The sequence below is a fragment of the Actinomadura rayongensis genome (genome assembly GCF_009831215.1).
Classification (GTDB): Bacteria; Actinomycetota; Actinomycetes; order Streptosporangiales; family Streptosporangiaceae; genus Spirillospora; species Spirillospora rayongensis.
The window spans coordinates 257,258-282,987 of sequence record NZ_WUTW01000005.1; the positions used below are offsets into that span (position 1 = coordinate 257,258).

At 72.5% G+C, this 25,730-nt stretch carries 21 protein-coding genes and 2 riboswitches; of the genes, 10 read left to right on the plus strand and 11 right to left on the minus strand.

The window, feature by feature from the left end:
- Positions 1 to 7: 7 nt before the first annotated feature.
- The 10 genes from GQ466_RS22775 to GQ466_RS22815 all read right to left on the minus strand — a co-directional run bounded on the left by GQ466_RS22775 (position 8) and on the right by GQ466_RS22815 (position 8,557).
- Positions 8 to 754 carry an SDR family oxidoreductase gene (locus GQ466_RS22775; protein ID WP_161105039.1) on the minus strand — a complete coding sequence of 249 codons (747 nt, stop codon included), beginning with the start codon at positions 752 to 754 and terminating at the stop codon, positions 8 to 10.
- Positions 755 to 812: 58 nt separating this feature from the next.
- Positions 813 to 1,361 carry an ATP/GTP-binding protein gene (locus tag GQ466_RS22780; protein ID WP_161105040.1) on the minus strand — a complete coding sequence of 183 codons (549 nt, stop codon included), beginning with the start codon at positions 1,359 to 1,361 and terminating at the stop codon, positions 813 to 815.
- Entirely contained in the window at positions 1,351 to 1,695 is a 345-nt protein-coding gene (locus GQ466_RS22785) for a DUF742 domain-containing protein (protein ID WP_161105041.1), read from the minus strand. Before GQ466_RS22785 ends, GQ466_RS22780 begins: the two co-directional genes overlap by 11 nt.
- The gene (locus GQ466_RS22790) at positions 1,692 to 2,114 is read right to left on the minus strand and encodes a roadblock/LC7 domain-containing protein (RefSeq protein WP_161105042.1); all 423 of its coding nucleotides are present in this window, start codon (positions 2,112 to 2,114) and stop codon (positions 1,692 to 1,694) included. The genes GQ466_RS22785 and GQ466_RS22790 overlap by 4 nt, the downstream gene beginning before the upstream one ends.
- Complete coding sequence (locus GQ466_RS22795) at positions 2,111 to 4,261, minus strand: nitrate- and nitrite sensing domain-containing protein (RefSeq protein ID WP_161105043.1); 2,151 nt, start codon at positions 4,259 to 4,261, stop codon at positions 2,111 to 2,113. The genes GQ466_RS22790 and GQ466_RS22795 overlap by 4 nt, the downstream gene beginning before the upstream one ends.
- Before the next feature lie 103 nt (positions 4,262 to 4,364).
- On the minus strand, positions 4,365 to 5,492 hold the full coding sequence (locus GQ466_RS22800; protein ID WP_237418258.1) for a pentapeptide repeat-containing protein: 1,128 nt from the start codon (positions 5,490 to 5,492) through the stop codon (positions 4,365 to 4,367).
- On the minus strand, positions 5,408 to 5,821 hold the full coding sequence (locus tag GQ466_RS31880; protein ID WP_237418259.1) for a hypothetical protein: 414 nt from the start codon (positions 5,819 to 5,821) through the stop codon (positions 5,408 to 5,410). Before GQ466_RS31880 ends, GQ466_RS22800 begins: the two co-directional genes overlap by 85 nt.
- Positions 5,822 to 5,880: 59 nt before the next feature.
- Positions 5,881 to 6,663, minus strand: coding sequence for a sporulation protein (locus GQ466_RS22805; RefSeq protein ID WP_161105044.1), 783 nt, complete (start codon positions 6,661 to 6,663; stop codon positions 5,881 to 5,883).
- A 114-nt stretch (positions 6,664 to 6,777) separates the two neighbouring features.
- On the minus strand, positions 6,778 to 7,101 hold the full coding sequence (locus GQ466_RS22810; protein WP_161105045.1) for a DMT family transporter: 324 nt from the start codon (positions 7,099 to 7,101) through the stop codon (positions 6,778 to 6,780).
- Positions 7,102 to 7,126: 25 nt separating this feature from the next.
- A riboswitch (guanidine-III (ykkC-III) riboswitch) is annotated at positions 7,127 to 7,191 on the minus strand.
- A 34-nt stretch (positions 7,192 to 7,225) separates the two neighbouring features.
- Positions 7,226 to 8,557 (minus strand): UDP-glucose dehydrogenase family protein, encoded by a 1,332-nt coding sequence (locus tag GQ466_RS22815; RefSeq protein WP_161105046.1) that lies wholly within the window; start codon positions 8,555 to 8,557, stop codon positions 7,226 to 7,228.
- A gap of 485 nt (positions 8,558 to 9,042) precedes the next feature.
- Here GQ466_RS22815 and GQ466_RS22820 point away from each other — a divergent pair, with 485 nt between their 5' ends.
- On the plus strand, positions 9,043 to 10,878 hold the full coding sequence (locus tag GQ466_RS22820) for an acyl-CoA dehydrogenase (RefSeq protein ID WP_161105047.1): 1,836 nt from the start codon (positions 9,043 to 9,045) through the stop codon (positions 10,876 to 10,878).
- Between the two features lie 59 nt (positions 10,879 to 10,937).
- Here GQ466_RS22820 and GQ466_RS22825 read toward each other — a convergent pair whose 3' ends face one another.
- The gene (locus GQ466_RS22825) at positions 10,938 to 12,776 is read right to left on the minus strand and encodes a sulfatase-like hydrolase/transferase (protein WP_337193587.1); all 1,839 of its coding nucleotides are present in this window, start codon (positions 12,774 to 12,776) and stop codon (positions 10,938 to 10,940) included.
- A gap of 141 nt (positions 12,777 to 12,917) precedes the next feature.
- A riboswitch (cobalamin riboswitch) is annotated at positions 12,918 to 13,097 on the plus strand.
- A gap of 139 nt (positions 13,098 to 13,236) precedes the next feature.
- On the opposite strand from GQ466_RS22825, the gene metE reads away from it, so the two are divergent.
- The 9 genes from metE to GQ466_RS22870 all read left to right on the plus strand — a co-directional run bounded on the left by metE (position 13,237) and on the right by GQ466_RS22870 (position 25,721).
- Positions 13,237 to 15,462: a 5-methyltetrahydropteroyltriglutamate--homocysteine S-methyltransferase gene (gene metE / locus GQ466_RS22830; protein WP_202420948.1), complete on the plus strand. Its 2,226-nt coding sequence runs from the start codon at positions 13,237 to 13,239 to the stop codon at positions 15,460 to 15,462.
- A gap of 139 nt (positions 15,463 to 15,601) precedes the next feature.
- Positions 15,602 to 16,174, plus strand: a complete 573-nt coding sequence (locus GQ466_RS22835; protein ID WP_161105050.1) for a hypothetical protein — start codon at positions 15,602 to 15,604, stop codon at positions 16,172 to 16,174.
- 44 nt (positions 16,175 to 16,218) lie between these two features.
- Positions 16,219 to 17,070: a DUF4097 family beta strand repeat-containing protein gene (locus GQ466_RS22840; protein ID WP_161105051.1), complete on the plus strand. Its 852-nt coding sequence runs from the start codon at positions 16,219 to 16,221 to the stop codon at positions 17,068 to 17,070.
- A gap of 26 nt (positions 17,071 to 17,096) precedes the next feature.
- Positions 17,097 to 18,062 carry an ATP-binding cassette domain-containing protein gene (locus tag GQ466_RS22845; RefSeq protein ID WP_161105052.1) on the plus strand — a complete coding sequence of 322 codons (966 nt, stop codon included), beginning with the start codon at positions 17,097 to 17,099 and terminating at the stop codon, positions 18,060 to 18,062.
- Complete coding sequence (locus GQ466_RS22850; protein WP_161105053.1) at positions 18,059 to 18,841, plus strand: ABC transporter permease; 783 nt, start codon at positions 18,059 to 18,061, stop codon at positions 18,839 to 18,841. The genes GQ466_RS22845 and GQ466_RS22850 overlap by 4 nt, the downstream gene beginning before the upstream one ends.
- Before the next feature lie 76 nt (positions 18,842 to 18,917).
- Entirely contained in the window at positions 18,918 to 20,810 is a 1,893-nt protein-coding gene (locus tag GQ466_RS22855) for an APC family permease (RefSeq protein ID WP_161105054.1), read from the plus strand.
- A 138-nt stretch (positions 20,811 to 20,948) separates the two neighbouring features.
- On the plus strand, positions 20,949 to 22,205 hold the full coding sequence (locus tag GQ466_RS22860; RefSeq protein WP_161105055.1) for a sensor histidine kinase: 1,257 nt from the start codon (positions 20,949 to 20,951) through the stop codon (positions 22,203 to 22,205).
- Between the two features lie 300 nt (positions 22,206 to 22,505).
- Positions 22,506 to 24,731 carry a helix-turn-helix domain-containing protein gene (locus GQ466_RS22865; RefSeq protein WP_161105056.1) on the plus strand — a complete coding sequence of 742 codons (2,226 nt, stop codon included), beginning with the start codon at positions 22,506 to 22,508 and terminating at the stop codon, positions 24,729 to 24,731.
- A gap of 27 nt (positions 24,732 to 24,758) precedes the next feature.
- Positions 24,759 to 25,721, plus strand: coding sequence for a hypothetical protein (locus GQ466_RS22870; RefSeq protein WP_161105057.1), 963 nt, complete (start codon positions 24,759 to 24,761; stop codon positions 25,719 to 25,721).
- Positions 25,722 to 25,730: the final 9 nt, after the last annotated feature.

The following is a 25,730-nucleotide window of genomic DNA, read 5'->3' on the forward strand; positions in this document are numbered from 1 at the left end:
CGCCGCGTCAGTGCGGCCGGACCGACACCTCGGCCACCACGGCGTCGCGCGGCGCCTCCAGCGCGCTCACGAGCACCTTGGCGACCGTCTCGGCGGACGCGTAGTCGCTCGGGTCGTACGACCGTCCCTCCTGCGCGCGGACGCTCTCCTGCATCCGCGACGCGGTACGGCCGGGGAAGACCGTGGTGACGCGGACGTCCGCCTCTTCGGCGCGCAGCGCGTCCGCCAGCGACCGCAGCCCCGCCTTGCTCGCCGCGTACGCCGACCAGCCCGGGTTGGCGCGCAGGCCCGCCGTCGAGTTGACGAACACGACGTCCCCGGACGCGGCGCGCAGAGCGGGCAGCAGCAGCCGGGTCAGCTCCGCCGCCGAGACGAGGTTGACGGTCACGTGGTCGAGCCAGTCGTCGGCCTCCAGCTCCCCGACCGTCCCGAGGTGGACGACCCCGGCGGCGTGGATCAGCCCGTCCAGCCGCGCGGGCGGCCCGGCCGCGACGAGCCGGGCCTCCAGCCGGCGCGGCTCGGTGAGGTCGAGCGGGAGCGTCGTGATCCCCGGCCCGGCGGCCGGCGCGCCCCCGGACCCGACGTGGAACGCCTGCGTGCGCGCGTGCGCGCCCTTGCGCAGCGTCTCGGCCAGGTCGGTCAGACGCTCCGGCGAGCGTCCGCTGAGAATGAGGTCGTGCCCCTTGTCGCGCAGCAGCCCCGCGACGGCGGTGCCGATGCCGCCGGTCGCCCCGGTGATCAGATACGTGCCCATGACGCCCCATTCTCGTGGACTCCCGTACCTGGATCGACGCCTCCCGCGCCCGTCGAGTTCAGGCTCCGTCGATGACGAGGTCGAGCAGTGCGAGGACGACGCGTTTCACGGCCGTCCTGTCCCGGGCGTCGCACGGCACCAGCGGGACGCCCGCCGCGACGCCGAGCGCCTCGCGGACCTCCTCCAGCGCGTACCGCTCGCCGTCGGGGAACTCGTTGAGGCCGACCGCGAGCGGGATCCCGGCGGACTCGAAGTAGTCGAGCGCGGGGTAGGCGTCGCCGATCCGGCGGGTGTCGACGAGGACGACCGCGCCGAGCGTGCCGTCCACCAGGTCGTCCCACAGGAACGTGAAGCGCTCCTGGCCGGGCGTGCCGAACAGGTAGAGGACGATATTGCCGTCCAGCGTGACGCGGCCGAAGTCGAACGCGACCGTCGTCGTGGACTTCGCGGCGACGGCGGACGTGTCGTCCACGCCCCGCGAGACCTCGGTGAGCGCGGCCTCGGTCGTCAGCGGCGTGATCTCCGACAGCGCGCCGACGAACGTCGTCTTGCCGACCCCGAAGCCGCCGGACACGACGATCTTCGCGGAGACGGGATCAGAGGGCACGGACACCGTCCCGGATGCGTTCCAGCAGTTCACGTGTCACGTTCGGCGTATCGGTGACGCTCGCGTGGATCGTCACCAGCCGCTCGGCGAGCAGGTCCGCCACCAGCACCCGCGCGACCCCGACCGGCACGCCGACGCCCCGCGCGATCTCCGCGACCGACACCGGCAGGCGGCACAGCTCGACGATCCGCCGCCGCTCGAACCCGAGCGGCGCCGCGAGGGCCGCCGGGGCGGCGCTGACCAGCGTCTCCACGCGGAGCCGCTGGTCCACCGGATGGGTACGGCCGCCGGTGACGATGAACGGCCGCAGGATCGGGTCGGGGTCGTCGTTCACCGCAGGACCTGGAGCTTCAGTTCCGACACGAGCTGCGGGGTGAGCAGCGTCCCGAACCGGTCGCACAGCAGCGCCATCTGGTGGCCGACGAGCCCGAGATCGGCGCCGTCGGACGCGACCACGCCGAGGCAGCTCCCGTCGGAGATCACCGACATCAGCAGGAAGCCCCGGTTCATCTCGATCATGACCAGGCGCAGGCCCTCGAAGTCGTACCGGTGGGCCGCGCCGCGCGCCAGGCTCGTCACGCCCGCGACGATCGCGGCCAGGTGCTCCGCCGACTCGCGGTCGGCGTGCGCGTCCGCGGAGCGGGCCATCAGCAGGCCGTCCGACGACACCGCGACGGCCTCGGCGACGCCGTCGGTGCCGCGCACGAAGTCGTCCAGCAGCCAGGTGACGTCGTCGGTCCGGGCAACGGTCATGGGGAGGTCTCCTCGTTCTCGGGGTCGGCGGACCGGGCGCGGTGGACGCCGGAGCGAAACGTCTCCAGCACCGAGCGGACCTCCGCCGGGTCGCGCGGCGGCACCGCCCGCTCCGGCCGGACGGGACGGCGCGGCGCCGCCGGGGTGCGCTTCACCAGGCCGTTGCGCGTCGTCGTGACAGGCGTGACGACCGGACCCACCGGGCGTTCCGGCGGCGCTCCGGCCGGGACGGGCTCCGGCACGGGCTCGGCGGCCCGCTCCTCGACCAGCAGCGACGCGGGCAGCACGACCCGCGCCGTCACCCCGGTCAGCGGCGAGTCGTGCAGCCACACGCGGACGCCGAGCCGCGCGGCCAGCCGTCCGACGACGTGGTGGCCCAGGCGGCGCGCCGACTCCACCAGGTGGCCGCCCTCGCCGCGCAGCCGCTCGTTGGCCGCCGCGAGGGCCTCGGGGTCCATGCCGACGCCCTGGTCGACGATCGCGATGTGGTACTCGCCGTCCGCCAGCCGGGCCTGGACCTCGACCTCCCGGTCCGGCGGCGAGAACGTCAGCGCGTTCTCCACCAGCTCCGCCAGCAGGTGGGCGACCTCGGCCGCCGCCGTGCCCGCGAGGTACGCGTCGTCCGTCCGGCGGAGCGTGACGCGGCGGTACTCCTCGACCTCCGCGAACGCCGAGCGCAGGACGTCCCCGATCGGGATCGGGCCGGACCAGCGCCGGGGCGCGTGCCGTCCGGCGAGCACGAGCAGGCTCTCGGCGTTGCGGCGCATGCGGGTGGCGAGATGGTCCAGCTCGAAGAGGTTCGCCAGCGCGCCGGGGTCGGTCTCGTCGCGTTCGAGCGTGGTGATGAAGCCGAGCTGGCGGCGGACGAGGTTCTGGTTGCGGTGGCCGAGGTTGGCGAGCGATTCGGCGGAGTTGCGGCGCAGCACGGCCTGCTCGGACGCCAGCTCGACGGCGGTCCGGCGGACGGCGTCCAGCGCGCCCGCGACCTCGGCGAACTCGTCCCGGCGGGTCAGCAGCCTGGACGGCTCGACGGGGCCCGCGCGCTCCCCGGACTGGACGGCCTCGACGGCGGCGGGCAGCGTCCGCTCGGCGACGTCGCGCGCCTCGGCGGCCAGCGTGCGCAGCGGCCGGACGATCGACCGCGCCGTGTAGAGCCACAGCAGGATCGCGACGACCAGCACGAGCAGCGCGCCCGCGCCGTACACGGCCTGCCGGACCCGGGCGGCGGCGCGCAGGTCGGCGGCGCGGTGCCGCACGTCGGCGCCGATGCCGAGCTGGACGGTGCGCAGGTCGTCCACCACGGTCGTCATGGCCGCCCACCACTGCGGCGGCGAGACGCCGAGGCGGCGTCCGGCCGCGCCTTCGAGCGCGCGTTCCTCCAGGGCGGCGGCGGTGCTCGCGGCGCCGGTGCGCAGCGCGGCGTCGAGCGCGTCGCGGCGGACGGGCGTCGCGACGGCGCGGAAGCGCTCCAGCGCGTCCAGCTTGCGGGCGCGGACCTCGGTGAACCGCCGGTAGTCGGCGGCGGTGAACCGTCCCACCGCGAAGACACCGTTGAGATGGCCGCGTTCGAGCGCCATGTGCTCCTTGGCGTCGCCGAGCGTGCGGAGCGCGTCAAGTCCGCGCGCGAGCTGTGGATCGTCGGACGTGGCCAGGCCGCGCAGCGCCGTGTTCAGCCGCGCGATCGCGGCCGTGTAACGATCCAGGACGGCGGTGCGGGACGCGTGCCCGGCGTCCACGGAGCCGCGCAGCTCGCCGAGGCCGTCGAAGCCCGCCAGGCCGTCGCGGACGACGCGAGCGTCGCGGCGCGCCAGCAGCCGGTCCAGCGCCGTCCTGGCCCGGTCCGACGCCGCGCGCTGGGCGATCACGCGCGGCCGGTAGTCGGTCGCGCCGCCCATGAACCCGCTGGTGAGGCCGCGTTCGCGCTGCACGGAGTGGATCAGCTCCTGGGCGGCGAGCGCGAGTTCGACGTCGTCGGCGACGGTCGCCGCGCGCTCGGCCGCGCGCACCTGGGCGAGCGTCGCGGCGAGGACGAGCGCGACGAGCGCCGCCGTGGGCACGGCGAGGATCACCGCCATGCGCGTTCTGATGCTCCCGCGCGTCCCGCCGGTCCGGGCGCGCGCCGGTGCGGCGCGGTGCCGTGGGTTCACGCCGTCTCCCCTGCGTCGGTCTGGGGGTGACGGTAGAAAGGAACGATTACGACGGCGTTGCCGGACGATATATCAGTGTTACGGCCCGGCCATGGATTTCGGGCTAGTTCGGACGCAGGACGCGGGTCACGCCCGCGATGAGCGCCGTCGCGAGGACCCAGCCCGCCGCGACGAGCCCGTAGGCGACCCAGCGCGACCACCCGGACGGGTCGAACGCCTGTTGCTGCCCGAACGTGTCGATCGGTATCAGCAGGTCCAGGCTGTAGACGAGGGCGTGGAAACGGGGTACTTCCGCCGGCTGCTTGATGGGCGTCGGACGGTCGAGGGAGAAAACGACCGTCCCCGCGACGAGCAGGACGCCGAACCACGCGAACGCCAGCCACGGCCGGTAGCCGTAGCCGACCGTCCAGTCCAGCAGCGTGTTCCAGCCCTTGCCGACCGGGTTCAGCGAGCGGCGCCGCGCGCGGAGCTTGGCGAGCTGCACCTTCCGCGCCAGGTCGTCGTGGCCGACGCTGTGGTACCAGGTGGCGAGCTGCTCGAACGGCTGGAGGTGGAACTCGGGGTCGCGGCTGACCCAGCTCAGCCGGTCCTTGAACTCGCCGCCGCGCAGCGTCTCGTAGACGAGACCGTTGAGGTACAGCTCGTCCGGCCAGATGTCCGGATGGTCCATGACGAGCGAGACGCGGGAGTAGGACAGCGAGACGCGCCCCTTGATCCGTTCCTCCGGCCACAGCAGCAGCTCGTCGGCGGTCATGTGGCTGGCGTGCAGCGCCATCCGGGCGGGATCGCCGGAGTCCAGGAAGGCCCGGGAGAACGACACGATCCCGGTGAACCGGGCGTTCCGGATACGGACCGTCCCGAACGCGGAGAACCCCTGGCTGAACTCGGCGGTGTCCTCCACGACCATGCTCTGCGCGTCGAGGGCGATGCGTCCCGGGTTGACGAGCTTCGCGCCCTCCATGAACAGCCCGCCGTTCATGCGCGCGCCGGTCAGCCGGACGCCGCCGGTCAGGACGGCCCCGCGCGCGAAGCAGCCGACGTCCACGACGAGGCCGCCCGCGAACACGGCGAGGCGGTCCTCGGCCGGGGCGTTGACGCACGTGGCGTTCAGCCGCAGCCCGCCGGAGAGCTGCGCGCGCGTGAGGCTCAGCGTGCCGTCGATCTGCGAGTCGGAGAGGCTGAGGAGCCGTCCGCGCGCAGCCCGCCGCCGTCGAAGCCGGGCATTTTGCACCCGTTGAACCGCAGTTGCCGCGTCTGCGCGTTGGACAGGTCCGGCGCCTCGACGAGACGGCACTGGTCCAGCCGCAGTTCGTGGTCGACCGTCCCGCCGGACAGGTCGAGCCGTCCGACGATGTACGCGCCGCGCAACCGGACGGCCGGGACGAACCCGGGCCGCGTCTCCCGTCCGCCGAGCAGCAGCCGCGCGATGATCTCGGCGCGGACGATCCGGTCGGGGTGCGGGCCGGCCGGCAGGTCGCCGCCGACGACGACCGTGGATCCGGCGGGGAACGCCGACCACAGCCGCCGTTCGGCCGAGTTCAGTCCGGGGGGTTCGGGCACGGACCCTGTTTCTACGGGGTCCGCCCTCCGCGATCAAGACCGCGGAGGGCGGGCGGACGTCAGAAGAAGCCGCGGCGGCGGCCGGCGTGCTGGAGGTAGCCGTCCAGCTCGTGCTCCCAGGACGTCTGGCCGAACGTGGCGTAGTCCACGGTGAAGCGGCTGAACGAGTCGTGGCCCTCGGTGAACAGGCCGCCGCGCTTGTCCAGTTCGAGGATGACCTCCATCGAGTGGGGGTTGGCGACGAACGTCACTTCGAGCTGGCTGATGCCGCTGTACTGGTGCGGCGGGTGGAACTCGATCTCCTGGTAGAAGGGCAGTTCCTGGTGGACGCCGTGAATGTGCCCCTTCTCGCAGTCGGCGTTCCGGAAATGGAAGCCGAGGTTGGAGAACGCCGCGAGAATGCGCTCCTGCGCGGGCAGCGGGTGGATCGCGATCGGGTCGAGGTCGCCCGGGTCCAGCGCGCCCTTGACCTCCAGCTCCGTCGCCAGCCCGACGGTCATGCCGTGCAGCGGGTGCCCGTACATGTGGGTGAGCGGCGCCTCCCACGGGATCGGGAACTGCACCGGGATCCCGTACCGCGCGCCCGGGTTCAGCCGGAACGCCCCGGCCACGGGGATCTGGTTGTAGGTGAGGTTCGCGTTGTACTCGCTGTCGCTGGTCTCCACCTCGACCTTGGTGCGCAGCGCGAGGTTCACGCCGATGATGTCGGACTCGTACTCGCCGCCGATGATGGTGATCTCACCGGTGACGACGCCGCCCGGCTGCGTGTTCGGGTCGTGCAGCACCGTCTCGATGGACGGGCCACCGACGCCCATCGCCTGCCTCAGCCGCTTGAAGACCACGTGCTCTCATTCCTCCCTGCAACGGGCGCCCCGCGGCACCCCGGCATCCCATAGACGCCCTGCGGGGAGGGTACGTTCCAGGCAGTTCCCCCCGAAGCCGATTCGCGATCTCGCTCAGTGACCGCCCCCGGCCAGGTTCAGGCCGACGACGCCGACGACGATCAGGGCGAGCGCGGCGATCTTCAGCGGGGACACCTGGTCGTGCAGGACGGCCATGCCGAGCGCGGACGTGCCGACCGCGCCCACGCCGACCCACACGGCGTAGGCGGTGCCGACGTCGAGCCGCTTCAGCGCGAGGCTGAGCAGGCCGAAGCTCAGGACCGAGAAGAACAGGAACGACAGCGACGGGCCGAGCGCGGTGAACCCGCGGCTGGCCTTCAGGGACAGGGCCATCGCGACCTCGAACAGGCCCGCGATGATCACGAGCAGCCACGCCATGATGAGCCTCCCGGCAGACGAAGGACACGCGTCGTCTTCGCTCACCGGGTACGGCGCACCTCGTCCGGGAGAGCGATCACCACTCCCACCTGGGTCAACGGCCGGCCGCCGCCGCTTTGTTCCGTCAGGGGCGGCCGAGCGCCCGGTACTCCCAGCCCGCCGCCCGCCAGCGTCCGGCGTTCAGGACGTGCCGGCCGTCCACGATGCGGCGGTGGTCGACGACGGCGCCGAGCGCGTCCGGGTCGACCTCGCGGAACTCGGTCCACTCGGTCAGCAGGACGACGACGTCCGCGCCGCGCGCCACGTCCAGCGCCGACTCGCCGTAGGACAGCTCGGGGAAGGCGCGGCGGGCGTTGCCGAGCGCGGCCGGGTCGTAGACGCGGACGTCCGCGCCGAGGCCGTGCAGCGTCCGCGCGACCTCCAGCGCGGGGGCGTCGCGGATGTCGTCGGAGTTCGGCTTGAACGCCGCGCCCCAGGCCGCGACGCGGGCGCCCGCGATCCGGCCGCCGAGCAGTTCGCCGACGAGGTCGACCGTCCGGGCCCGCCGCCGCTGGTTGATCTTGTCGACCTCGCGGAGGAACGACGTGGCCTGGCCGACGCCCATCTCCTCGGCGCGGTGCGCGAACGCGCGGATGTCCTTGGGCAGGCAGCCGCCGCCGAAGCCGAGGCCGGGCTTGAGGAAGCGCCCGCCGATGCGGTCGTCCAGGGCGAGGGCGTCGGCGAGGTCCTTGACGTCCGCGCCGACGGCCTCGCAGACCTCGGCCATCGCGTTGATGTAGGAGATCTTGGTGGCGAGGAACGAGTTCGCGGCGACCTTGACCAGCTCGGCGGTGGCGAGGTCGGTCCGGACGACCGGCGCCCCGTACTCCAGGACGGGCCGGAACGCCGCCCGCAACCGTTCCTCCGCCCAGTCGGACGCGACGCCGAACACGAGCCGGTCGGGGTGCAGGGTGTCGTCCACGGCGAAGCCCTCGCGCAGGAACTCGGGGTTCCAGGCGAGTTCGACGTCCGTCCCGGCGGGCGCCAGCTCGCGCAGCAGGCCGGTCAGCCGCTCGGCGGTGCCGACCGGGACGGTGGAGCGGCCGACGACGAGCGCGCGGCGGTCCAGGTGCGGGGCGAGGCTGCGCACGGCGGCGTCCACGTAGGAGACGTCGGCGGCGTCGGATCCGGCCTGCTGCGGGGTGCCGACGCAGATGAAGTGGACGTCCCCGAACCGAGCGGCCTCGGTGTAGGACGTCGTGAAACGCAGCCGTCCGGAGTCCAGCGCCTTGGTGAGCAGTTCGGGCAGGCCGGGCTCGAAGATGGGCGTCTCGCCGGACTGGAGTTTGGCGATCTTCTCCTCGTCCACGTCGACGCCGAGGACCTCGTAGCCGAGCGCGGCCATGCAGATGGCGTGCGTGGCACCGAGGTACCCCGTGCCGATGACGGTGAGGCGCGGGGAGTCGATGGGGCTCATGGCCGTCCTCTCTTGCACGCTGTGCGCGGGCTCACACCCGTCCGGCGGCGATCGAGTCCGGCCCGGCGCGGTGCGGGGGTGGCGGGGTGGCGGAGCCGGGCGCTCCGGGAATGTGACGGCGCCCCCGTGACGCCAGGGGCCTGATGCGGCGATTGTCGGTTCTACCAGTAATGAGACCTGAATTGTGTTATCGGTAGGTCGGCAGTGACGTCAAGCACACTCGGGAACGCCGTGCGGCGGCGTTCCGGTGACCGTCGGACGACCCGGGAGTGAAAGCGGCAGATGACCGTCCGGATTCGCGGGCGCCCTTCTTCATCGCGTGTGATGCACGTCACTGTCCCGTCCGTCCAGAGTTCACTGGCGCGCCCGCAATCCACCGGGTGCTGCGGGTTGCGCACTGGTTACCAGCGGGTAGCATGAACTTGAGTTACTGACCAGTACGACCGCGGGGCCACGAGCGCGCCGCCGGACCAACGGAGTGTTCGATGGGGCACTACAAGAGCAACCTCCGGGACCTGGAGTTCAACCTCTTCGAGGTTTTCAACCGCCAGGACCTGCTCGGCAGCGGCCCGTACGCGGAGCTGGACGAGGACACCGTCCGCAGCATCCTGGACGAGGTGAACCGGCTCGCCGAGGGCCCGCTCGCCGAGTCGTTCGAGGACGCCGACCGCAACCCGCCGAAGTTCGACCCCGCGACGGGCACCGTCGCGATGCCGGAGAGCTTCAAGAAGTCGTACCAGGCGTGGATGGACGCCGAGTGGTACCGCGTCGACCTCTCCCCCGAGTTCGGCGGCACCGGCGCCCCGCGCAGCCTGACCTGGGCGATCGCCGAGCAGGTGCTGGGCGCGAACCCGGCCGTCTACATGTTCGCCGCCGGCCCCGGTTTCGCCCACATCCTGTGGAACATCGGCACGCCCGAGCAGAAGAAGTTCGCCGAGCTGGCGCTGGAGCGCAAGTGGGGCGCCACGATGGTGCTGACCGAGCCGGACGCGGGCTCCGACGTCGGCGCGGGCCGCACCAAGGCCGTCCAGCAGCCCGACGGCACCTGGCACATCGAGGGCGTGAAGCGCTTCATCACCTCGGCCGAGCACGACATGTCCGAGAACATCTTCCACCTGGTGCTGGCCCGTCCCGAGGGCGCCGGACCCGGCACCAAGGGCCTGTCGATGTTCCTCGTGCCGAAGTACCTCGTGGACGTCGAGACCGGTGAGCTGGGCGCGCGCAACGGCGCCTACGTCACCAACGTCGAGAAGAAGATGGGCCTCAAGGTCTCCACGACCTGCGAGCTGACCCTCGGCGAGAAGCACCCCGCGATCGGCTACCTCGTCGGCGACGTCCACCAGGGCATCAAGCAGATGTTCATGGTCATCGAGTACGCCCGGATGATGGTCGGCACCAAGGCCATCGCGACGCTGTCCACCGGCTACCTCAACGCGCTGGACTACGCCAAGAACCGGGTGCAGGGCGCCGACCTCACCCAGATGACCGACAAGGCCGCCCCGCGCGTCACGATCACCCACCACCCGGACGTCCGGCGCAGCCTCCTCACGCAGAAGGCCTACGCCGAGGGCATGCGGGCGCTCGTGCTGCTCACCGCGTCCTACCAGGACGCCGTGCAGATCGCGCAGTTCGAGGGCCGCAAGGACGAGCTGGCGGAGAAGATCAACGACCTGCTGCTCCCGATCGTCAAGGGCTTCGGGTCCGAGCGGGCCTACGCGCTGCTCGGCGCCGAGTCGCTCCAGACGTTCGGCGGGTCGGGCTTCCTCCAGGAGTACCCGATCGAGCAGTACATCCGGGACTCCAAGATCGACACCCTGTACGAGGGCACGACCGCGATCCAGGGCCAGGACCTGTTCTTCCGCAAGATCCTCCGGGACAACGGCGAGGCCCTCAAGGCGCTGTCCGGCGAGATCAAGGCGTTCGCCGAGGGCGACGCGGGCAACGGCCGGCTCAAGAACGAGCGGGCGCTGCTGAACCGCGCGCTGGAGGACGTCCAGGGCATCATCGAGCCGATGGTCGGCTGGGCGCTCGGCTCGATGGAGGACCCGAAGCTCCTCTACAAGATCGGGCTCAACTCGTCCCGGCTGCTGCTCGCGCTCGGCGACCTGGTCGTCGGCTGGCTGCTGCTGCGCCAGGCCGAGATCGCGCTGCGCAAGCTCGGCGGCGGCGACGTGTCCGACGCGGACAAGGCGTTCTACACCGGCAAGGTCACGGCGGCGCAGTTCTTCGTCCAGACGGTGCTGCCGCGCATCGCGTCCGACCGCGCGATCGTCGAGGCCACCACGCTCGACGTGATGGACCTCCCCGAAGAGGCCTTCTGACCCCCGTTCGGTGAACGGCCCCCGGCTCGCCCGCCGGGGGCCGTTCTCCTTTTTCGGGGTCAGGCGCCGAAGATCGGGGTGGTGGGCGTGTACGCGCCGGTCAGGACGAGGTTCAGGTACTTTCCGGCGTTGTGCAGGTACTCGGCGGTCGAGTGCGCGGCGCGGTCGATCGCGGGGAGCGCGGGGCGTGCGGCGTCGCCGAGGTAGGTGAGCGCGTTGAGTGCCTGGAGCCGCACCTGCGCGTCGGGGTGGTCGTCCAATGTGGCGGCCAGGTAGGAGATCGCCTGTTCGGTGCCGTTGCCGAGGCGGGCCAGGGTTTCGGCGGCGACGATGCGGACCTGCGGCGACGGGTCGTCGGCGAGGATTCGGGTGAGGTCGTCGGCGGCCGGTGCGGCTGCCTTGCCCTTTTGCATGAGCAGGCCGGACGCGGCCCAGTAGCGGATGACCTCGTTTTTGTCGGCTAGGGCGCGGGTGAGGCGTGCGACGTCGCGGGGGTCGCGGCGGATCGCGGTTCCGGCGACGTCCAGGACGCGGCGCAGCGGGTACGCGCCCGGCGCGCGGCTCGCGTCGTAGCCCTCCAGCGGCGAGCCCTCGGGGATGAAGCCGTTGTCGTTGACGTCGAGAAGGTGCTGGTCGAGCGCGCGGCGCAGCCGGTTCAGGTGGCCCCGGTAGCGCGGGTCGGCGGCCCGATTGTAAACCTCGTCGGGGTCGGCGTGCAGGTCGTACAGCTCCTCGGCGGGCTTCTCGCGCCAGAAGCGCTCCTGGACGGGCGTCAGCGTGCCGTCCAGATGCGCCTGCTCCCAGACCTGGTAGCCCTTCTGCTGCCACGCGTACGCCTGGTGCTGCCCGTACGGACGGTGCGGGCTGTAGTTGCGGATGTAGCAGAACCGTTCGTCGCGGACGGTACGGACGACGTCGTAGCGCTCGTCCATCCGGTTGCGCATCCCGAACGCGTAGGCGGGACGACGCCGCGCGGCGAGGGACGTGCCCGTCATGTGGTCCGGCGCCCGCAGGCCCGCCAGTTCCAGGACGGTCGGCGGCAGGTCCAGCGACACCGTGATGGGCGACGTGACGACCGATCCGGCGCGTGCCGGGGCCAGGTGCGCCCATTTGCGCGGGTAGCGGACGATCAGGGGTGTGCGCAGGCCGCTGTCGTAGCAGTACCGCTTGCTGCGGGGCAGGATGCCGCCGTTGTCACCGAAGTAGAACACGATGGTGTCCTCGGCGAGCCCGTCGGCTTCCAGTTCGGCGAGACGGGCGGCCAGTTGCCCGTCCATCTTCTCCATCAGGTCGTAGTACCGGGCGCGGTCCGCGCGGATCTCGGACACGTCGGGCACGTAGGCGGGGACGCGGACGTCCTCGGGGCGCGTGCGGCCGGGCCCGGCGGTGAAGATCTGCGACTCGTGGGTCGTCAGGTAGGTGAAGACCGAGTAGAACGGGGCGTCGGCGGGGCGGTTCCGCCAGTGCGCGGTGGTGCTGGACGCGTCCCACACCCGCGCCGGGTCGATCGGCGAGTTGTAGTCGCTCTTGGCGTTGTTCGTGCAGTAGTAGCCCGCCGCGCGCAGGTACTCCGGGACGGCCCGCGCGAACGACGGCAGCCGTCCGACGGCGCGCATGTTCTCTGCGGGGCCGCTGGTCTCGGCGGGCAGGCCGGTGACGAGCGCGAACCGCGACGGCGCGCAGACGGGCGCGGCGGAGAAGGCGTTCTCGTAGCGGACGCCCTCGCGCGCGAGCCGGTCCAGCGTCGGCGTCCGGGCGACCCGGTCCCCGTACGCGCCGATGTAGGGGTTGTTGTCCTCGCTGATCAGCCACAGGATGTTCGGGCGCGGCGCCGGGGCCGCGGCGGCGGGACGAGCGGCGAGGGCCGTCGCCGCGACGCCGGCACCGGCCGCCAGCACGGTTCGACGGGACGGCTCAAATCCACTCAAAACAGACTCCAGGGCAGCGAGAGGACAACGTTCGCGATCATGGAGCAGCGTTCAGCGGGTTGTCAACTTAAACGGTAGGGATAGGGCGTCGCTAGACTCCGGGACGCGGACGGTTCACCCGGGTCCCCGCGATCCGGGTGTCGTAAGAGGGAACCCGGTGGGAATCCGGGACTGCCCCGCAGCGGTGAGTGGGAACGACCGCCGTCATACGCACTGGGCGCGCAGCCTGGGAAGCGACGGCCAGTAGGACATGCCCGTCCGGCATGGCGCCCGCGAGTCCGAAGACCTGCCTCCGCCCGCGCGCCGCCCGGCGCGCGGTGGTCCGCGGCCTCGTGGGAGGGCCTGGGACGCGCCCGCCGGGGTGAGCCCTGCCGTGCGCGCGCCGGCCCGTCCCCGGGCGCCGCGCCTGGCAAGGCGAGGGATGCTGCCGATGAGAACGACGATCCTCGGATACCCCCGGATCGGTGCGCACAGGGAACTGAAGTTCGCCGTCGAGGATTACTGGGCCGGACGGTCGGACGCCGCCACGCTCACCCGCACCGCACGCGAGCTGCGCCGCGCGGTGTGGACGGAGCTGCGCGACGCGGGTCTCGACACGATCCCGTCCAACACCTTCTCGCTCTACGACCACATGCTCGACACCAGCGTGCTGGTCGACGCGGTGCCCGACCGGTACCGCCATCTCACCGGGCTGGATCGGTACTTCGCGATGGCGCGCGGTGTCCCGGACGTCCCGGCGCTGGAGATGACGAAGTGGTTCGACACCAACTACCACTACATCGTCCCGGAGATCGGTCCCGGCACCCGGTTCGCGCTGGCCGAGGGCGCGCGGGCGAAGCCTCTCGCCGAGTTCCAGGAGGCGCGGGGGCTCGGCGTCGAGACCCGTCCGGTGCTGGTGGGCCCGTTGACCTACCTGCTGCTGGCGAAGGCGGCGCCGGACGCGCCCGCCGGGTTCCGTCCGCTCGACCTGCTCGACGGCCTCGTCGAGGTGTACGCCGAGCTGCTGGAACGGCTCGCCGGGGCGGGCGCGGCGTGGGTGCAGCTCGACGAGCCCGCGTTCGTCGCCGACCGCACCGACGCGGAGACGGCGGCGCTCGCGCGGGCCTACCGGCGGCTCGCCGCGCTGCCCAGCCGGCCCCGGATCCTCGTCGCGTCCTACTTCGGGACGATCGGCGCGGACGCACTGCGCGCGCTCGGTACGGCCCCGGTGGAAGCTGTGGCGCTGGACTTCGTGGCCGGGCCGCGCAACGTGGACGTCCTCGGGTCGATCGGCGGCCTGCCTCGCACGACCGTCGTTGCGGGCGTGGTCGATGGCCGCAACGTGTGGCGCACCGACGTCGCGCGCGTCAAGGCGGTCCTTCCCGCGCTGCTCGGGCTCAGCGACAAGGTCGAGGTGAGCACGTCGTGCTCGCTGCTGCACGTCCCGCTCGACCTGGACGCCGAGCCCGCGCTGCCCGCCGAGGTGCGCGGCCGGCTGGCGTTCGCGCGACAGAAGGTCGCCGAGGTGGTCGCGCTCGGCCGCGCGCTGGACCTGGACGCTCCGGCTCCGCCGCGTCCGGCGCCCGACCACCGGGTCCGCGCCCGGCTGGACGTGCTCGGCGACGCGCGGCGGGGCGACCGGGCCGTCCGGTTCGCCGCGCAGCGCGCCCGGCTCGGGCTGCCCGACCTCGCCACGACGACGATCGGGTCGTTCCCGCAGACCGCCGCGCTCCGCCGGGTGCGCGCCGACCACCGGGCCGGACGGCTCGGCGACGCCGAGTACGCGCGGGCGATGAAGGATGAGATCGCCCGGGTCGTCCGGCTCCAGGAGGACATCGGGCTGGACGTTCTCGTCCACGGCGAGCCCGAACGCAACGACATGGTCCAGTACTTCGCCGAACAGCTCGACGGGTACGCCGCCACCGAGAACGGGTGGGTGCAGTCGTACGGCACGCGCTGCGTACGGCCGCCGATCCTGTACGGGGACGTGTCGCGTCCGCGTCCGATGACCGTGGAGTGGACGACCTACGCCCAGTCGCTGACGAACCGTCCGGTGAAGGGCATGCTGACCGGGCCGGTGACGATGCTGGCGTGGTCGTTCGTCCGCGACGACCAGCCGCTCGCCGACACCGCGCGGCAGGTCGCGCTGGCGCTGCGGGACGAGATCGGCGACCTGGAGGCGGCCGGGATCCGCATCGTCCAGGTGGACGAGCCCGCGCTGCGCGAACTCCTGCCGCTCCGGCGCTCCGAGCACGCGGACTACCTGGCGTGGGCGGTCGGGGCGTTCCGGTTCGCGACGTCCGGGGTCGCGGACGCCACGCAGATCCACACGCACATGTGCTACGCGGAGTTCGGCGAGATCATCGGCGCGATCGGCGACCTGGACGCGGACGTCACGAGCGTCGAGGCGGCGCGGTCGTCCATGGAACTGGTCGGCGACCTGCGCGCGGCGGGGTATGCGAACGGGATCGGTCCGGGCGTGTACGACATCCACTCGCCGCGCGTCCCGTCCGCCGGGGAGATCGAGCGGAACCTGCGGGCGGCGCTGCGGGCGGTCGGGCCGGAGCGGCTCTGGGTCAATCCGGACTGCGGCCTGAAGACGCGCGCCTACCCGGAGACCGAGGCGGCGCTGCGGAACATGGTCGCCGCCGCTCGGGCGGTGCGCTCCTCCCGCTGATCGCCTGCTCGTCACGGCCCGTCGTCCCCCCGGGGCGGCGGGCCGTTTCGCGGCTCGACGCCACCATGACATCACCCCGAGGCGAGGTGATGTCGTGATCGATTTGACGACGGCGGCATCGTGACGTCATGATGGCGTCATGGATCTGGAGCCTTTCCTCGACAACCTCCGCCGGGAGCTGGCGAACGCCGCCGCGGCCGGCGGCGCGGAGGCCCGCGCGCTCGCCGAACGGCTCAGCGCCGCGCTGGACTCGGCCGCCCGGCTCGCGCTGCTGGAGTCGCTGTCGGCCGCGGCGGACGAGATCACCCGCGATCTCGCGCCGGGCGCGGTCGAAGTGCGGCTGCGCGGGCGCGATCCCGAGTTCGTCGTGACGCCGCCGCCGGACGACGAACCGGTCGGCCCGCCGTCCGCGGCCGAGGCCACGCTGCGCCGCGCGCTGGCCCGGCGGGCGGAGGGGAAGCCGCCGCTGCCGCCCGCGCCGCCCGTCCCGCCGGAGCCCGACGATCCGGGCGGCACCTCCCGGATCACGCTCCGGCTCCCCGAGCACCTGAAACCGCGCATCGAAGCGGCGGCGGGGCAGGCCGGGCTGTCGGTGAACTCCTGGCTCGTGCGGGCCGTGGCCGCCGCGCTGGAACCGGAGGACCGGGTCCCCCGGCCGGGCGGCGACACGGGCCGTCCGTTCGGCCGCGGTTACACCGGCTGGGTCCGCTGACCCCGCAGCTCCCCCCTTTTCACCCGCCAGAGGAAGGCGCCGTCATGCCCACGTTCGCCACACCCGAGCCGATCACGGCCGCCCTTGAGACCGTGACGGGCCGCGTCCTCGTCCGCGCGAGCGACCGCGCCGACACGGTCGTCCAGGTGCGGCCGGCCGACCCCGCCGAGGACGCCGACGTCAAGGCCGCCGAGGAGACCCGCGTCGAGTACGCCGACGGGCACCTCAGCGTGCGGTCGCCCAAGTACGCGCTCCGCTCGTTGTTCGGCCGGTACCCGTCGGTCGACATGACGATCGAGCTGCCCGCCGGTTCGAGCGTCGACGCCCGCGGGAACGCCGAGTTCCGCAGCGAGGGGCGCCTCGGCGAGTCCTCCTTCGCCATCGGCGGCGGCGCCGTCCGGCTCGACCGGACGGGCCGCCTCAAGATCCGCACCGGCGCGGGCGACGTCACGCTCGGCCGCGCGGACGGCCCCGTCGAGGTGACGACCGCCGCGGGCCGGGTCCGCATCGGCGCGGTCGACGGCACTGCCGTCGTCAAGACGTCAAGCGGTGACATCACGGTCGGCGAGATCACCGGCGACGCGCGGCTGAACACCGCCCACGGCGACGTCACGGTCGAGCGGGCGCTCGCCGCGCTGGTCGCGCGCACGGCGTTCGGCGGCGTCAGGGTGGGCGAGGCGGTGCGCGGCGCGATCGTCCTGGAGACCCGGTTCGGCGAGATCGAGATCGGGGTCGCGGCGGGCGTCCCGGCCTGGCTCGACGTCGCGTCCAAGCACGGGCTGGTGCGCAGCGACCTCGCGCCCGCCGACCGTCCCGATCCGTCCGCCGCGGACCTGGAGCCCGTCGAGGTCCGCGCGAACACCGGCTACGGCGACATCGTCATCCACCGGGCGTGACCCCGCGCCCGCCACCGGAGGCACAGATGAGCAACCCCCCGACCGCCCCCGCCCCCGCCGTCGCCGCGACCGGGCTGCGCAAGTCCTACGGCTCCCACACCGTCCTGGACGGCGTGGACCTCCGGGTCGCCGCGGGCACGATCTTCGCGCTGCTCGGCCCGAACGGCGCGGGCAAGACGACGATCGTCAAGATCCTCACCACGCTGATCGGCGCGGACGGCGGCGACGTCACCGTCGCCGGGCACGACCTGGCGCGCGAACCGGACGCCGTGCGCGCCGCCATCGGCGTCACCGGCCAGTACTCGGCCGTCGACAAGTTCCTCACCGGCGCCGAGAACCTGATCCTCATGGCGGACCTGCACCGTCTCGGGAAGGCCGAGGGCCGCCGCCGCGCCGCCGACCTGCTGGAGCGCTTCGACCTGACCGACGCCGCGGGAAAGCCCGCCGCGACCTACTCGGGCGGGATGCTGCGCCGCCTCGACCTCGCGATGACGCTGGTCGGCGACCCGCGCGTGATCTTCCTGGACGAGCCCACCACCGGGCTGGACCCGCGCAGCCGCCGCACCATGTGGCAGATCATCCGCGAACTCGTCGCGGGCGGCGTGACGATCTTCCTCACCACGCAGTACCTGGAGGAGGCCGACGAGCTGGCCGACCGCATCGCCCTCCTGGACCACGGGCGCCTGATCGCCGAGGGCACGGCCGAGGAACTGAAACGGCTCGTCCCCGGCGGGCACGTCCAGCTCCGCTTCGCCGACCCCGACGGGCTCGCCGCCGCCCTCGACGCGCTCGGCACCGGCTCGCTGGACGACGACGCGCTCACCCTGCGCGTCCCGAGCGACGGCGGCGTCCGCTCGCTGCGCGGCCTGCTCGCCCGGCTGGACGACCGGTCGATCGAGGTGGCGGCGCTCTCGGTCCACCTGCCCGACCTGGACGACGTCTTCCTCACCCTGACCGGCCGCCCCGGCGACGACCCGAAGGACCCCCGATGACCGCGCTCGCTCCCGCCCTGCACGACTCGGCCACGATGCTGCGCCGCAACCTCCGGCACATGGTGCGCTATCCGTCCCTGACGCTGATGCTCGTCGGGATGCCGGTGGTCTTCCTGCTGCTGTTCGTCTACGTCTTCGGCGCCACGCTGGGCGCCGGGATCGGCGGCGGACGCGGCGCGTACGTCGACTACGTGACGCCCGGGATCATCCTCATGACGATGGCCGGCGCCGCCACCGGGACGGCCGTGTCGGTCTCGATGGACATGGTGGAGGGGATCGTCGCGCGCTTCCGCACGATGGCGATCTCCCGCGCGTCGGTGCTGACCGGGCACGTCGTGGGCAGCGTCCTGCAGACGCTGCTGAGCATGGCGGTCGTGGTCGGCGTCGCGCTGGCGGTCGGGTTCCGGCCGAACGCCGGCCCGCTCGAATGGCTCGCCGTCCTCGGCGTCCTCGCCCTGTTCGTGTTCGCCCTCACCTGGCTCGCCGTCGCGCTCGGCCTGGCCGCCAAGTCCGTCGAGACGGCCAGCAACACCCCGATGCCGCTGATGCTGCTCCCGTTCCTCGGCAGCGGGTTCGTCCCCACCGAGTCCATGCCGGCCGGGTTGCGCTGGTTCGCCGAGTACCAGCCGTTCACGCCCGTCATCGAGACGCTGCGCGGGCTGCTGTTCGGCACGCCGATCGGGAACCACGCCGCCATCGCCGTCGGCTGGGCCGTCGCGATCGCGCTGGGCTCCTACCTGTGGGCGCGAAGACTCTACGACCGCGACCCGTCGAGGTAGCCGGTGCGCGGGAACGGCGGGCCGAGTCGGTAGCGTGATCTTCGACAGTCGGTGATCGTGACGACACGGAGAGTGGGTGACGGGTGTGCGCAACTGGCTGCTGGACGGCGTGCCGCGCGAGACGCCCGGCCCGCATCTCCCCGACGGCGACGACCAGCGGCAGCACCCCTGGTGGATGGTCATGTGCCTCACGGGCGTCGACTACTTCTCGACGCTCGGCTACCAGCCGGGCATCGCGTTCCTCGCCGCCGGTGTCGTGTCGCCCGTCGCCACGCTGCTGCTCGTCGCCCTGACCCTGTTCGGCGCGCTGCCGATCTACCGCCGCGTGGCCGGGGAGAGCCCGTACGGGCAGGGGTCGATCGCGATGCTGGAGAAGCTGCTCCCGCGCTGGGGCGGGAAGCTGTTCGTGCTGATGCTGCTGGGCTTCGTCGCGACCGACTTCGTCATCACGATCACGCTGTCGGCGGCCGACGCGACCGCGCACGCGCTGGAGAACCCGTACGCGCCCGCCGCGCTGCACGGGGAGCGCGTCACGGTGACGCTCGTGCTGATCGCGGCGCTCGGCGCGGTGTTCCTCGCCGGGTTCAGCGAGGCCATCAAGATCGCGGTCGCGCTGGTCGCGACGTATCTGCTGCTCAACCTGGTCGTGGTGGTGGTCGCCGTCCAGCGCGTCCTGACCCACACGGACCTGGTCGTCCACTGGCGGCATCTGCTGTCGGCCGCCCATCCCGAGCCGCTGGCGGTCGCGGGCGTGGCGCTGCTGGTCTTCCCCAAGCTGGCGCTCGGGCTGTCCGGCTTCGAGACGGGCGTGGCGGTGATGCCGTTGATCCGGGCGCCGGGCGGGATCGCGGGCCGGGTCCGCGCGACCCGGCGGCTGCTCACTGTCGCGGCGCTGATCATGAGCGTGTTCCTCATCGCGTCCAGCTTCGCGACCACCGTCCTGATCCCGGCGCGCGCGTTCGAGCCCGGCGGCGAGGCGAACGGACGGGCGCTGGCCTACCTCGCCCACCAGTACCTCGGCGGCGCGTTCGGGACGGTCTACGACGTCGCGACGATCGCGATCCTGTGGTTCGCCGGGGCGTCGGCGATGGCCGGGCTGCTCAACATCGTCCCGCGCTACCTGCCCCGCTACGGCATGGCGCCCGAGTGGACGCGCGCGCCCCGGCCCCTGGTGCTCGTGTTCGTCGCCGTCGCGTTCCTGATCACAGTCTGGTTCCACGCCGACGTGGACGCGCAGGGCGGCGCGTACGCCACCGGCGTGCTCGTCCTCATCCTGTCGGCGGCCGTCGCGGTGACGATCTCGGCGTGGCGGCGCAGCGGACGGGCGGCGACGCTCGCGTTCGCGGCGGTCACGCTGGTGTTCGCCTACACGACGGTCGACAACGTCATCGAACGTCCGGACGGCGTGCGCATCGCGTCGATGTTCATCATTGCGATCATCCTGTTCTCGCTGGTCTCGCGCGCCACCCGCTCCACCGAGCTGCGCGTCACCGACATCACGTTCGACCCCGTCGCCGAGCGGTTCCTCGCCGAGACCGAGGTCGTCCGGATCATCGCCAACGAGCCGGACGCACGGGACCGCGCCGAGTACGAGGAGAAGGACCGCGAGCAGCGCGACTACCACCACCTGCCCGACACCGAGCCGCTGATCTTCCTGGAGGTGACCGTCCCGGACGCGTCGGAGTTCGCCTCGGAGCTGACGGTGACCGGCGAGGAGCGCCACGGCTACCGGATCCTGCGGACCGAGAGCGCGACCGTCGCCAACGCCATCGCCGCCGTCCTGCTGGAGGTCCGCGACACCACCGGCAAACGGCCCCACGTCTACTTCAACTGGGCCGAGGGCAACCCCGTCGCCGCGATGCTGCGCTACCTCGTCCTCGGCGAGGGCGACATCCCGCCGCTGACGCACGAGATCCTGCGCCGCCGCGTCCCCGATCCGCGCGAACGCCCCCAGGTCCACGTCGCCTGACCCGGCCGCCCGACCCGGCCGCCGACCCGGTCGCCTGAACCGGCCGCCTGACCTGCGCCGCCTCGTACCCAGGGTGCGGTGCCGGGTTCACTCCCCGGGGTCATGCCCGGCGGGCGGCGCGGAACTAGGGTGACGTCGATGGAGCCCGATCACCGCGCGCAGCCCGAACGCGTGCACGTCCTGCGCGGCGTGCGCGCCGCCGTGCTGCCCGGACCGCACGACCCCGAGGGCTCGCGGCTGCCGTCCCGCTGGTGGCTGCGGATCCCGATCCTGCTGCTGCTCGGCGGCCTGGCGATCGGCTTCACCGGCGGCTCGATCGCGATCCAGCTCAACGTGTTCCACCAGCACCTGCCCGACATCATCGCGATCGTGCTCGCCACGGCCCAGTCCGCGCCGGTGCTGCTCGCCGCGTACCGGCCGATGACGGCGTGGCGGGTGAGCGCCGCCGGGCTCGTCGCGGGCGCGATCCTCATGGCCGGGACGGACTTCAGCCCGTGGCCGGTCACGTCGATGCTGGCGTACACGATCGTCCTGTTCTTCGTCGGCACGTCGAGCGAGCGGGAGACCGCCGTCGGCGCGGGCGCCGCGACCCTCGCCGGACCGCTCGGCGTCGCGATCGTCGTCGGCATGGCGAGCTGGTTCGCGCTGATCCTCGCGGCCGTCGCGGCGACCGCGCTCGTGTTCGGGAACGCGGTCGGCGAGCGCCGCGCCGTCGAGGCCCAACTGCGGGTCCAGGAGGAACTGCGCGACCGCGACCTGGCCCGGCAGGCGATCCTGGAGGAACGGGCGCGCATCGCCCGCGAGCTGCACGACGTCGTCGCGCACCACATGTCGGTGATCGCGCTCCAGGCCGAGGCCGCCCCGTTCAAGATCCCCGAACTGCCGCCCGCGGCCGTGGCGACGTTCGGGCTCGTCCGGGACGCGGCCCGCGACGCCCTCACCGAGACCCGCCGCGTCGTCGGCCTCCTGCGCAGCGAGGACGAGGGCGTCGAGCGCGCCCCCCAGCCCGGCCTGGACCGCCTGGACGACCTGGCCGCCGGCGCCCGCCACTCCGGCCTCCACGTCGACATGGTCGTGACGGGCGTGCCCCGCCCGCTCGACGCGGGCGTGGACCTGTCGGCGTTCCGGATCGTCCAGGAGTCCCTGAGCAACGCGATCCGCTACGCCCCGGGCACCACCGTCCGCATCGAGGTCGCCTACGGCCCCGCCGCCCTGACCGTGACGATCACCGACACCGGCCCCCGCACCCCCGTCCCCGCCACGTCCGGCGGCGGCAACCGCGGCCTCGTCGGCATGCGCGAACGCGCCACAATGCTCGGCGGCACCCTCACCGCGGGCCCGAACGGCGAAGGCTGGACGGTCCAAGCCCGCCTCCCGTACCCGCCCTCCGCCTAGCGGGCCGTCCCACCGTTTCCTCCGATCTGGAAACGGGAAACCGCTTCTCGCCTCAGTTTCCTCGGGTGACACTTGCTTGCGGCAGCGGAACCGGCCGCATCAACAAGTTCCATGACAGATTGCGGCCCCGAGGACCCAGGCGAGGCGACCGGTATGCACAGTCACATTTTTCCGGAAACGATCTTGGAACGTTCGACGGCCCCGACCGGATGAGGCCAGTGCTGCCCGAGTGACGTGCACCGACGTGCCCGTGCCGCGATTCGACCGGTCCAGACGAGACGGAGAAGGCACCATGTGGTCATGGCAGAGACGTCCCGGGAACTCGGCCGCGAACTCCGAAAGGCGCGTGAGGAGGCGGGATTGTCCCTGAGCACGTTCGCCGAACGCGTCCGGTTCAGCAAGGGCTATCTCAGCAAGGTCGAGAGAGGACAACGGGACGTCACTCTCGGAATCGCACGGGCCTACGACCGGGAACTGGACGCCGGGGGCGCGCTGATCGCGCTCGTGGCCGGACGGCCCAGCCGCAGGTCCAAGCGCAACGCCGTCGCGATGACCGTCGGCCTGCCGCCGCCGAGCCCCCGTTTCGTCGGCCGGGCGCGGGAACTGGAGCGGATCGACGCCTTCGTCCGCGGCGAGCACGATACGAACGCCTGCGTGCTGAGCGGAATGGCCGGGGCGGGAAAGACCGCGCTGGCCCTGCGCGGCGCGTGGAACGCTACCGAGCTGTTCCCGGACGGCTGCATCCTCGTCGAGTTCGGTGACCACTCGCCGGGCGTCGCGGAGGTCAGTGCCGACGACGTCCTCGACGCCCTGCTCCGCTTCTTCGGCATTCCCGCCCGCGACATCCCGGCCCACCGCACCGCCCGCGCCGGCCTTTACCAGAGCAGAATCCGCCGCAAACGGCTGCTGCTCGTCTGCGACGACGTGGGCACCGCCGGGCAGATCACGCCGCTCCTGCCGGCCGGTTCGGGCTCCAAGCTGCTCGTCACCAGCCGGAACCGTCTGAACGCCCTGGACGACGCCACCCGGCTCCCCGTCGAGGTCCTGCCCTCGGCCGAGGCCGCGTCGCTCTTTCGCGCGATCGGCGGCGAGCACGCCCGGACCGCCGCCGATTCCGTCGTCGGCCGCGTCGTCGCGCGGTGCGGCCGGTTACCGCTCGCGCTGCGCGTGGCGGCGGCGCGCTTCCAGAGCAGCGTCACCTGGTCGCTCGACGACTTCGACGAGCGCCTCGCCGACGAGAACGCGCGGCTCAGCGTCCTGGACGACGGCGAACGCAGCGTCGCGGCGGCCTTCAACCTGTCCTGCCAGGCGCTCACCGGCGCGGCGCTCCGGCTTTTCGGCCTGCTGGCGCTGCACCCGGCCCGGCAGGTCGAGATCGGCAGCGTGGCCGCGCTGGCGGGCACCGACCTCGTCCGGGCACGGCGGTTGGTGGACCAGCTCAGCGACGCGCACCTCGTCACCTACGCGTCGGCCGACCGCGTGACGACCCATGATCTGCTCCGCACGTTCGCCCGGAACCAGGTCCTTCCCTGCATGACCGAGGACGACCGGCGGGCGGCCACCGTCCGCCTGCTGGATCACAATCTGCTGCTCGCGGCGGCGAGCGACGCCCACCTGGACCCGCACCGGTACCGGACGCCGCTCGCCCTTCCCGACCCGCTCGGAGCGGCCCGCCGATTCCCCGACCACGCGTCGGCGCTCGCCTGGCTGCACCGGGAATGGCCCAGCCTCGTGAAACTGTGCCGGCTGGCCGCCGAGAGCGGGCTGCACGAGCACTGCTGGCAGCTGGCCTCCATGCTGCGGCAGTATTTCTTCCTCACCAAGCAGTGGGAACACTGGATCAGCACGCAGCTCGACGCCGTCTCGGCCGCCCGGGCGTCGGGCGACCGGCAGAAGCTGGCGATCGCCGTCAGCAATCTCGGCACCGCCCATTTCGACCGGGGCGATCTACCCGTCGCCGTCGACTATTTCCAGGAGGCGCTGGGCCTCTTCCGCGACGCGGAGGACGAGCACGGCATCACCACGGCCACGTCCCATCTCGCCTGGACCGCGCTCTACCTCGGCGAACACGAGAACGCGCTGCACGACCTGCGTTCGGTCCTCGTGTCGTACCGCCGGGCGTCCAACACGCGGAACGCGGCGATCGCGCTGCGCGGCATCGCGCTGGCGGAAACGGAACTCGCCCGCTATGCCGACGCCGTCCGGCACGCGGAAATGGCGCGCGCGGAGTTCGAGGCGCTGGACCTGCGGCTGGACGTCGCGATGGCCGTGAACTGCACGGCATGGGCGCATTTTCACGCGGGAAACCACGCCGAGGCGCGGCTCCGCTACGAAGAGGCCGCCGCGCTGGCCGAGAAGTGCGGCAGCCGTTACGAGACGGCACGGGCTTTGACCGGCCTCGGCAACGTCCATGCGGCCACCGGGAACGACGCCGGGGCCGCCGAACGCTGGGCCGAGGCGGACGCGACGTGCGGCCCGCTCGATCCCGTCGTCGTGGGAGAAGCACGCGTCCGCGCCGCGACCTGACCGATGGCGTCTTCATGGAGGTGACCGATGGAATTCAGCGTGGCGCACGTCGTGGCCGAGCTGAAAAGCCTCAGCCGCGGATTCGGTGTCGACGACGCCGCCGCGCCGGCGCGCATCGGCGGCGCGCTGCGGCATATCGCCGGAGTGACCGAAGAGGACGGGCCGGCCGAGCAGGTCGCGAAAGTCAGGATCCGGCTGCTCGACCTTCTGGACGGCCTGCCGCCGAGCATGGCCGCGACCGCCCGGGTCACGCTCGGTCTGGACGGCCCGAGCGACGACCGCGTCGGCGTGCGGATCGGCCATCTCGCCGCCGAACTCCACTGCGATTCCCGCACCGTCCGCAGACGCGCCGACGCGGCCTTCCAGCGCATCGCGGAAGAGGCCCTGGCCACGGCCGGCGGTCCGGGGCCGCGCCGCAAGGAAATGCCGTGGCATGTCGGCCGGCTCAAAGTCCTCGTCCTGCTGGAACGGTCGACGGTCGAGGTGATCGAGGAACGGCACATCGTCAGCCACCGCGACGGCCTGACGGAAATCGAGCACTCGCACACCGTCGTCGCGCCGAGCCATGACCGCCCTTCGCCCGATCTCGGGATCACCGTGCTGCGCGGCGGCGTTCTGGAGTCCAAGGAACGCCTCTCCACGTCCCGGATCGGATTCCGGGTGCGGCTGCCGCAGCCGTTGGCCCGGGGAAAGGGCCACGACATATCCGTCCGGCTCACGGCGGCGGTGCCGCTGGCGCCGTTCTACGTCTGCACGCCGAGATACGCCTGCCGCCGGTTCGATCTCACGGTCCGCTTCGGGAGCACGATGCCGCTTCCCGAGCAGGTCCGCCTCATTTCAGACGAGCTGCCGCTGGAGGTCGGCGATTCCTCGCTCCCGCGCAAGCCCGTCACCGTCGACGCCGCCCGGGAGGCGAGCGCGTCTTTCACCGGGCTCGAAGCGAACCGTTCGTACGGGCTCAGTTGGGACCCGTCCGCGCCGGGCGATTGAACCGGCGTT

What these genes read in the sequence shown, in the direction of transcription:
- GQ466_RS22775 (WP_161105039.1), bottom strand. Translation starts at nt 754, where the DNA reads ATGGGCACGTATCTGATCACCGGGGCGACCGGCGGCATCGGCACCGCC.
- GQ466_RS22790 (WP_161105042.1), bottom strand. Translation starts at nt 2,114, where the DNA reads ATGACCGTTGCCCGGACCGACGACGTCACCTGGCTGCTGGACGACTTC.
- GQ466_RS22810 (WP_161105045.1), bottom strand. Translation starts at nt 7,101, where the DNA reads ATGGCGTGGCTGCTCGTGATCATCGCGGGCCTGTTCGAGGTCGCGATG.
- GQ466_RS22815 (WP_161105046.1), bottom strand. Translation starts at nt 8,557, where the DNA reads ATGAGCCCCATCGACTCCCCGCGCCTCACCGTCATCGGCACGGGGTAC.
- GQ466_RS22820 (WP_161105047.1), top strand. Translation starts at nt 9,043, where the DNA reads ATGGGGCACTACAAGAGCAACCTCCGGGACCTGGAGTTCAACCTCTTC.
- metE (WP_202420948.1), top strand. Translation starts at nt 13,237, where the DNA reads ATGAGAACGACGATCCTCGGATACCCCCGGATCGGTGCGCACAGGGAA.
- GQ466_RS22835 (WP_161105050.1), top strand. Translation starts at nt 15,602, where the DNA reads ATGGATCTGGAGCCTTTCCTCGACAACCTCCGCCGGGAGCTGGCGAAC.
- GQ466_RS22840 (WP_161105051.1), top strand. Translation starts at nt 16,219, where the DNA reads ATGCCCACGTTCGCCACACCCGAGCCGATCACGGCCGCCCTTGAGACC.
- GQ466_RS22845 (WP_161105052.1), top strand. Translation starts at nt 17,097, where the DNA reads ATGAGCAACCCCCCGACCGCCCCCGCCCCCGCCGTCGCCGCGACCGGG.
- GQ466_RS22850 (WP_161105053.1), top strand. Translation starts at nt 18,059, where the DNA reads ATGACCGCGCTCGCTCCCGCCCTGCACGACTCGGCCACGATGCTGCGC.
- GQ466_RS22860 (WP_161105055.1), top strand. Translation starts at nt 20,949, where the DNA reads ATGGAGCCCGATCACCGCGCGCAGCCCGAACGCGTGCACGTCCTGCGC.
- GQ466_RS22865 (WP_161105056.1), top strand. Translation starts at nt 22,506, where the DNA reads ATGGCAGAGACGTCCCGGGAACTCGGCCGCGAACTCCGAAAGGCGCGT.
- GQ466_RS22870 (WP_161105057.1), top strand. Translation starts at nt 24,759, where the DNA reads ATGGAATTCAGCGTGGCGCACGTCGTGGCCGAGCTGAAAAGCCTCAGC.